The organism is Microcystis flos-aquae FACHB-1344 (assembly GCF_014698375.1).
GTDB lineage: Bacteria > Cyanobacteriota > Cyanobacteriia > Cyanobacteriales > Microcystaceae > Microcystis > Microcystis aeruginosa.
Window position 1 is genome coordinate 1 of the sequence record NZ_JACJSW010000067.1, and the last position, 8,395, is coordinate 8,395.

General features: G+C 44.2%; 9 protein-coding genes and 1 pseudogene. 3 read left to right on the plus strand and 7 right to left on the minus strand.

Going from position 1 to position 8,395, the window contains the following annotated elements; all coding sequences use genetic code 11:
- Both H6G48_RS05170 and H6G48_RS05175 read left to right on the plus strand, forming a co-directional pair.
- A pseudogene (locus H6G48_RS05170) lies at positions 1-240 on the plus strand (Uma2 family endonuclease); the annotation flags it as partial.
- A gap of 737 nt (positions 241-977) precedes the next feature.
- Positions 978-1,598: a hypothetical protein gene (locus tag H6G48_RS05175; RefSeq protein ID WP_002796853.1), complete on the plus strand. Its 621-nt coding sequence runs from the start codon at positions 978-980 to the stop codon at positions 1,596-1,598.
- A 51-nt stretch (positions 1,599-1,649) separates the two neighbouring features.
- Here the strand turns inward: H6G48_RS05175 and H6G48_RS05180 are convergent, their stop codons facing one another.
- The 7 genes from H6G48_RS05180 to H6G48_RS05210 all read right to left on the minus strand — a co-directional run bounded on the left by H6G48_RS05180 (position 1,650) and on the right by H6G48_RS05210 (position 6,928).
- Positions 1,650-1,820: a high light inducible protein gene (locus tag H6G48_RS05180; RefSeq protein WP_002742489.1), complete on the minus strand. Its 171-nt coding sequence runs from the start codon at positions 1,818-1,820 to the stop codon at positions 1,650-1,652.
- Positions 1,821-1,908: 88 nt separating this feature from the next.
- Complete coding sequence (locus tag H6G48_RS05185; protein WP_043996014.1) at positions 1,909-2,637, minus strand: Bax inhibitor-1/YccA family protein; 729 nt, start codon at positions 2,635-2,637, stop codon at positions 1,909-1,911.
- 276 nt (positions 2,638-2,913) lie between these two features.
- Positions 2,914-3,894, minus strand: coding sequence for a chlorophyll synthase ChlG (gene chlG, locus H6G48_RS05190; RefSeq protein ID WP_125732609.1), 981 nt, complete (start codon positions 3,892-3,894; stop codon positions 2,914-2,916).
- Positions 3,895-3,900: 6 nt separating this feature from the next.
- Complete coding sequence (locus H6G48_RS05195; protein ID WP_190719772.1) at positions 3,901-4,977, minus strand: Get3/ArsA fold putative tail anchor-mediating ATPase NosAFP; 1,077 nt, start codon at positions 4,975-4,977, stop codon at positions 3,901-3,903.
- A 22-nt stretch (positions 4,978-4,999) separates the two neighbouring features.
- The gene (petP, locus tag H6G48_RS05200; protein ID WP_002742483.1) at positions 5,000-5,191 is read right to left on the minus strand and encodes a cytochrome b6f subunit PetP; all 192 of its coding nucleotides are present in this window, start codon (positions 5,189-5,191) and stop codon (positions 5,000-5,002) included.
- Between the two features lie 261 nt (positions 5,192-5,452).
- Positions 5,453-5,785 (minus strand): hypothetical protein, encoded by a 333-nt coding sequence (locus H6G48_RS05205; protein ID WP_147072214.1) that lies wholly within the window; start codon positions 5,783-5,785, stop codon positions 5,453-5,455.
- Between the two features lie 246 nt (positions 5,786-6,031).
- A complete protein-coding gene (locus H6G48_RS05210) occupies positions 6,032-6,928 on the minus strand; it encodes an ABC transporter permease (RefSeq protein WP_190719775.1) in 897 nt (298 codons plus the stop codon).
- 91 nt (positions 6,929-7,019) lie between these two features.
- On the opposite strand from H6G48_RS05210, the gene H6G48_RS05215 reads away from it, so the two are divergent.
- Positions 7,020-8,207, plus strand: coding sequence for an RNA-guided endonuclease InsQ/TnpB family protein (locus H6G48_RS05215; protein WP_190719778.1), 1,188 nt, complete (start codon positions 7,020-7,022; stop codon positions 8,205-8,207).
- Positions 8,208-8,395: the final 188 nt, after the last annotated feature.

Genomic DNA, 8,395 nt, shown 5'->3' on the forward strand with positions numbered 1-8,395 from the left:
ATTGACCGAGAAACGGCAATTTGGGCGAGATTTTATGACTCGGAAGGCAATTTAATCCCCTTGCCAGAAGAAGCAGCCCAGGAGCAAGCGGCCGCGGCACAGGAGCAAGCGGCTGCGGCCCAGGAGCAAGCGGCCGCGGCACAGGAGCAATTAAATGCTACTCAGCAAGCTCTGGAGGCGGAAAGACAGCGTTCTCAACAGCTGGCGGCTCGTTTGCGAGAAATGGGGATAGATTTATAGTGTCTCTTGCATAAGTCAGGAAATTTTCGGTAAATGTAGGGAAAAGGGGGTCATATTAAAGGGAAAATTATCCCTTTCCCCCTTGGCCGACTTCTGCAAGAAATTATGGTACATTTGTATGAGATGATCAGGGTGGGGAGATGGGGAAATGACCTGTTGACATCCTCGCCGCCCTAAAAGTGCGGCGATTCCTAAACCTCACGATTTAAGTTTCTGCTTCCACCACCGTCGCATACCACAGTTAAAAAACCATGTACTGTCTTACACAGAGTCCACAGACTTTCGCCCCATTTCAGAAGCCCGATTCCGTGTGTCCCACGGTACGTTGACCGCCTATAGCTTCTTGTACTTGTTGCGCGCGACTTTTTACCCGGCCAAGCTTTTCTGGTCGGAACCCCCTAAGCCGAGTTTTCAAGGTGCTGCGCCGTCCACTTGGTTTTCGAGACTGGCCTTTTAATTCTAACGTAAAGCCAACCTAGAACGGCGGGGTTTCAGACCCAAAATTTCCGATGAGGAGCTTTTTGCCTGACTGACGGACATATTTTCAACACAATAAGTGGTCGTGCCCAATTAATTTCCTAAACCTTGACGAGGAATTCTGTAAACTTCGATCAAAAGCCGCGTAAATTCTGTATTTTCTCTGGAAGTCTTAGATATAGCTTTTAAAATTGTGATCGTAGCGGTAGGCTAATTCAGATCAATTAAACTTCTTCCTCACTCCCGACTTTGTTAGTACCATGAAACCTAACTCTGGCCGTAAACGGTTATTATCCCTGATATCTGCCGTTTCTTGTAGTTCCCTCTTGATTTTATCCCCTCTAGCCCAGAGAGCGCAAGCAGACGATATTACGGATGCCTTAGAAGCGGTAATTGAATATACGGCTCAATTACACCAGATCAATTTCAAGTATTTGTTAAGCGATGGCCCGATAACCACTCCCTGCGGCGTAATTTCCCTAGCGGCTTTCTGCACTGTAGATAATACAGTCTATGTCAATCTCAAGCAAGTTACTGGTATTAGCGATAATCCTTTATTTCCCCTTTATGCCGTCGCTCACGAGGCCGCTCACGCTGTTCAGTGGAATCGGGGTATTGGTGGCATCGATGAAGGTGGGATGAGCATCGGCATTGAATTACAGGCCGATTGTCTAGCGGGAGATACCCTTTCTTGGTTATTTACCGAAGCTAGAGGTTTATCCAAACAGGATTATATAATAGCGGGAAAACTTCTAGCGGAAGCCGCTTCGGAAGTGGGCGATTTTGAAGCTCCTAATCGCTCCCACGGGACACCGCAACAGCGAGGTGATTCGGTCTTGCAAGGATTCTACGGGGAAAATCATGAAGCTTGTATGCGTTAACTAACACTCAAGGCTATATTTCCCCTAGAATGCCTAAAAAAGCCTAAAAAACTACTGTAACCCTAACCAAGATAACAGACCTTGGCCAGTTAGATACTCGATCAACAGGGTGATCACAAAACCAATCATAGCAGCCCTACCGTTGAGGCGCTCGGCATAGTCATTAAAGCCAAATTTGGGATCTTCTAATTTGGGGGTTTGAGTCGGTTGTGGTTCAGTCATAATCTTTACAGGCTGTTTACATTTCTTTACTATTCTAGCGGAGTTAGAACTTAGGTTGTAACTAATTTCTAACTCCTCCCTATTTGCCCTAATCTCGACCGTTAAGGGCGATTAAAAGGCGCAGAATAAAGATAAATAGGTTGATATAGGTCAAATACATCGATAAAGCAGCGCTGAGATACTGCTCATCTCTGTAGGTACGGGGCAAGATGTAAAAGTCCACCACTGCCGAGCCGGCAAACAAGAAAACCCCGATGCCAGAAATGGCGATTTCTAACCAGGTGGGAGTAGCACCACCAAAGATAGAGAAAATTAGCTGACCAATGAGAACAATAAAGAGAGCGAGAATACCGATGCTAACGGTTTGAGTCAGGGCTAAACCATCTTTTTCCGACAGATTCGAGCCGATATTCCGTCCCAACACAAAAGCAATGCCGCAACCGAGGGCAGCAATTGCTACTCCTCGCAAACCGACACCGGAAGTACCTAAGGCCACATAGACGATTCCACTGAGAGTATAGCCAGAAAGAAGACTATAGAGAGTCAGCAGGGGCAGAGCAGTGCCTGTATTGCCTCTTTCGGCAGTATTACGGGCGACAAAAAATAAAATAATCTCGGCAACCAGGGCGACAAAGAAAGTCGGGAAGAAAATCTGGGGATAGGATTGGATCACACCTAAACCGCCATAGGTTCCCACCGCAGTCAAAATTAGACCGCCACCGAGATAGGGCAGGGCCTTGGGGATAACATTAGGGCCGATAAGAGCTTGGCTTTTAGCCTCGCGTAAAGCTTGACGAAAGTTACTGGTATTACTCATGGTTACTAGGATTCGAGATACTTGTCTCAATCAATCTTGTTAAACAGAAACTATTCTTGATTAGTTCGTCAAGAATGCCGAATCGCAGGGAAGAAAAAAAAGTAATTTTTCCCCCAGCATCGATTCCCTCTTGATTGTAACGAAAAGACTAGGGATCTAGCTAGAAGCCACAGTTTTCTCCCCTCTTGACCTTTTAAGTTACCGTAAACAGAAGCCCGATTCAAGGCGATAATGTCCCGTAAACTGAATATTTCCTGTTTTTACTAACTACAATCTTCAGAGTATCCCCTGACCTAAAGCCAAACCTGTCACCAACATTCCTAAGACTAGAAAAGGCTGGGCGCTGGCTTGATATTTGACATCATTTTTGAGCGGATCCCGCAGAAAATACATATCTTGGAAAGTGATCTGAGGGATAATTAATAACAGTAAAATAGCGGCATAAAGATTCTGATGAATACTAATCAGATAACCCGCAATTCCTGCTTGAAAAACATCGATCATAATCACGCAAATCCAAGCCGAGGTAGTAATTCCAAACATAACTGGCAAGGATTTTAAGCCTAATTTTTCGTCACCTTCCACACTTTTAAAGTCGTTAACTACAGCAATGCCTAACCCCGCTAGACTATAGATGAGGGTTAAGATCATAATTGTCCAATTTAACTGACCAAAAAGGGCGTGACCAGCCCACCAAGGTAATGCTATATAACTAGCACCGAGGGCATAATTTCCCAGCCAACCATTTTGTTTTAATTTTAAAGGTGGCGCTGAATAAATATAGGCGATAAAAGAACCAAATAGGGTTAAACAGAGCATGATCGGGAAATCATGACCGGCCCAGCGATCGAGAAGATAAGCTATTCCTAACCCACCCGCTAATAAAACCAAAATCTGGCCGACTACTTGCGGAATAGAAATTGCCCCCGAAGGAATCGGGCGATAGGGTTCATTAATTGCATCGATTTCTCGATCGTAAAAATCATTTAAAGTTTGGGTATAACCAGTCATCAATGGACCGGAAAGTAACATACAGGTGGCCGCTTTTAAGACATCTTCTAAAGACCAAGTATAATTCCCCGATGAAGCAGCCCCACAGACAACCCCCCAAATTAGGGGAATCCAAGTGATCGGCTTCATCAATTGTAAGCGGATTTTCCAGAGGGAGGTTTCTGCCGATGAGGCCCCTTTCATGCCCAATAACTGGCGAGTTTTTGCGCCTCGATTATCCTTGTTTTCTATCTCGGTGTTCGACATAATCCCTTAAAAAGAAATAATTAAGTAACCGTCTTGGAATTTTGCCCCTTTTACCGCTCGTCCGGTTAGAGGCGGTGGTACATCAATATTACGCCGTTGCTCCCCCGCTTCGATGGTTAATTCTGGACCCGATTGCGTCAGTTTTACCTGTTTTTTCTCGAATCCGGGTAAATAAACCTTGACCTGACCGACTGCCGTATCGATTATTAACGGTTTGGGCGGCTGCACCGTGAGAAAATTGGGTAACTCGGCGATTAACTCCTGCCAATCTTCTCCTTGACGGTCCGGTAAAATCGCCGCCGGCAGCGGGGCAAAATCCTCCGTGGCACTCTGACAGCGATTAAAAATCACTCCCCCCACATTTAAACCGATTTGCTGCGCCCCACCCCAAAGATATTTGGCATCTGCGATCGCAAGTGGATCATCATTGGTGACTAGATAGGCTAAAACTCGCCGAGGATCGGCTAAAGCCGAGCGCCCCTCGTCTAAAATGTTATTATCGGCCTTCTTCCCCAAACCATCGGGATTAAAGGAGAAATTCAGCACGGCAGCGGCGATCGGTTGGAAAAAGGGAGAAAGGGTGCGACCAATCTCGGAATCACTGAAAACCTGCCGAAAACGCCGTAAATACCAGCCACCTACCTCTGGAATACCCAACATTCTCAGGCTGTTGATATCTCCGCTGCCGTCGTAGATGATGACATCGTAATTTCCGCTTTTATCCTGTTCCCGCAGGAAATTTAAAGCTAGAGCTTGATCCATTCCGGGTAAAATGCCCAACTCTTGACCATAAACATTTTTCAAGGTGGGAGAACGCAAATACTGCTTTTCCAGTTCCTTGACTTCTTCCCAACTTTTTTCTAGTAACTGTGTACTACTAAGCTGCACAACCGAGAGATTGGGGGCAATTTCCGTAATGGAGGAGCTAGGGGAGGCCTTGAGGAGTAATCCCCAAGCAGGACCGGAATCTTGACCGATCAAGAGAACTTTTGACCCCAGACCAGCCATTTTTCTTGCCGAAGCGATCGCTATCGTACTGCGACCGCTGCCCCCCTTGCCCAAAAAGGTCAAAATTAAGGACATAGTTAATTCCTAAGCGTTATATTTAGATGAGTTTGAGTTCATCCTCAAAAAACCAAGTAGCGGTCTTATCATCGAACTGGACAACAGCACCAACACCGCTGCCATCGGTCATCTTAAAATTTTTGATGACACCCACTTTACCCAATTTACCCGCTACATCCGAGTTAACGCGGTCTCTTAAGCGACAGACCTTGACTTTTTGCCCGATTTCCATTACTTCCACAGTTTTAATAAGACGATAATTCAATAAACCAATCCTAAGTTTAATATAAATTCGTGTCAGATAAACCCCCCAATGCTCTTCAGTTATCGGTCTTTCTCAGATCATCTGCACTTAGCGATCATATATACTAAGCAATCGGCCAAAATCAACCTCCTGGTTAGGATGGGCAAGAGGCAATAGGCAATAGGCAAGAGGCAAGAGGTAGTTAGATATGTGTAATTAATTGTGTCTAGCTACTCAAAAAAAAGGGTTTTATTTGGTTTCTGGGGCAGGATTTTGGAGATTTTCTATTTGTTCTCTTTGCTTGCGTTTAAACTCCTCGGCCGCTTCGTTGATATTATTGAGGGTGTCTTCCTGAAATTCCGCTCCGTCCCGGCTACGACGAAAATTACTATTATGAATCAAGTCTAAAGGATTAAAACCACCGAGATCATCCCTGCCATCGGAACTACGTTCATTTTTTTGATAATCTGGCTGACTGGGGTTCAAGCTTTGAGCTAACACTTGCGGACTAAAATCAGCCCCGACCAATAAAATAGTAGCTAGGAATAAAGACGATTTGATCAACATTTTTTGAGTATTCATAATCTAACTAACTCCTCAGAAAATTAAGTGGGTAGGTGTTAAAAGTTGTCAGGCACCCCCCTTATCAAGGGGGGACTAAGGGGGGATCGGCACCCCCCTTATCAAGGGGGGCAGGGGCAATCAGAGGCAAAATCTATCTTCAATTTAATTATAACTACTTACTTGTCTAGTTTTTGGTGGTGAGAAAGTTGCAGGCTTTTCAGTGAAAGTAAACTGATAACTGATAACTGATAACTGATAACTGATTTAAGCAAAACGACGACGAAGTAAGGGCTGAATTGCCAAAAGGATTAGCAGATCGAAAGCTAAGAGCAGGCCTAAAACTGTCAAGAAATTGAGGTCAAGCCAAGGGGTTTGTAAGACTATGCTATCAAAAGACCAGTGCTGATTGAAATAAATATAACGGATCGGTTCGATCGCATAGGTAAGAGGGTTGAGACTAGCGATTACTTGTAACCAATCTGCCATAAAGTTTAAGGGAGCGAGGGCGGTACTGGCAAATAAAAGCGGTAAGTTGGTGACGAAAATGACGGCGATTAATTCGATATGTCCGGGGAGAGCAAAGGTTAAACTGAGACTTAAGGCGGTCATACCCAAAACTATTAGGAAAACAATCAAAGCGATCGCACCTAATCCAGCTAAACTGGGCAATCCTGCCCCTAAAAAGGCACTAGCGGCCACGATCGAGGCGGTTTGGATGAAACTGAGGGCGATAATATAGATGGTAGAAGCGGCCACGATCGAGTAACGAGTGGTTAAAGGTGCTACCAACAGACGGTTAAGAAAGCCAAATTCTCGATCGAACATTACCGGTAAACCAGCATTTAAGGCCCCAGAAAAAGCGGTAAAGACAATCACCCCGGGGGCGAGAAATTTAGCATAACTGAGATCGTCGCCGAATAGACCCTGGGGAGCCTTATAAAACAATGCCCCAAATAAAATCAGCCACATAAAGGGCTGAATTACCCCCGCGATTAGGGTTGAAGGACGACGTTGTAATTGGATGAACAGACGTTTAGTCATGGCCAGAGTTTCTTGCAGAAATTCCCCTAGCACATTTCCCCCATCGTCCACCGTTGCTGCTCTAGTGGGATTGGGGGCTAAACTAGCTTTTAAGGAAGAAGGTGTGATGGTTTGGCTCATCGGAAATTTTGGGTCTGAAACCCCGTCGTTCTACGACGGCTTTACTGTTAAATATTAGCACATTTACGAAATATATGCTAAAATGTGAGGTATGGAAAAAGCCTATTCGTTTCGATTTTACCCCACACCCGAACAAGAGTCGCTATTGCGGCGCACTTTGGGCTGTGTAAGATTAGTTTACAATAAAGCTCTCCATCTCAGAACACAAGCTTGGTATGAAAGACAAGAAAGAGTAGGATATGTTCAAACTTCTTCAATGCTAACCGAGTGGAAAAAGCAAGAAGAATTAAACTTTCTCAATGAAGTTAGCTGTGTACCTTTACAACAAGGGTTAAGACATTTACAAACAGCTTTCACTAACTTCTTTGCTGGTCGTACTAAGTATCCTAACTTTAAGAAAAAACATCAGGGAGGAAGTGCCGAATTTACCAAATCTGCTTTTAAATTTAAAGACAGACAAATCTATTTAGCTAAATGCACAGAACCTTTACCTATTCGATGGTCAAGACACATCCCAGAAAGCTGTGAACCAAGCACAGTAACAGTCAGATTACATCCTTCAGGACGTTGGCATATCTCAATAAGATTTGATGACCCAACGATTAAGCCTCTACCAGTAACAGATAAAGCCATCGGAATTGACTTAGGAATTAGTAGCCTCGTGATTACCAGCGATGGCGATAAAGTGTCTAATCCCAAGCATTTTAAAAAGCATTATCGGAGACTGCGAAAGGCCCAAAAAAGCCTTTCTAGAAAACAGAAAGGGTCAAAAAATCGGGAAAAAGCAAGAATCAAAGTAGCAAGGATTCACGCTCAAATCACCGATAGTAGAAAAGACCATTTACATAAGCTAACCACTCAATTAGTTCGTGAAAACCAAACGATTGTGGTTGAGAATTTAGCCGTCAAGAATATGGTCAAAAACCCGAAATTATCTCAGGCAATATCTGACGTTAGTTGGGGAGAAATTACCCGACAATTAGCCTATAAATGCCGTTGGTATGGAAGAAATTACATCGAAATAGATAGATGGTTTCCTAGCTCTAAAAGGTGTAGTAATTGCGGGTATATTGCTGAGAAAATGCCGTTAAATATTCGAGAGTGGGATTGTCCAGACTGTGGGACACACCATGACCGAGATATTAACGCTAGTAAAAATATTTTGGCCGCAGGGCTTGCGGTGTCAGTCTGTAGAGCGACCATAAGACCAGAACAGAGTAAATCTGTTAAGGCAGGTGCGAAAAATCCTTCGGGAAAGAAGCAGAAACCTAAATCGTGAGGTTTGGGAATCACCGTCCGTTTACGGCGGTGAGGATGTCAATTACCATTAACCCTTTTCTTTTCATGAAAATAACTGGACTTCCCCCATACAGAAATACTAAAAAATTAACAAAACCCTTACTGCAGGTCGCTTCTCAGAAAAAATTGAAAAGACGCTACTGGGTACATTTTCCCTTTGAAAATGGC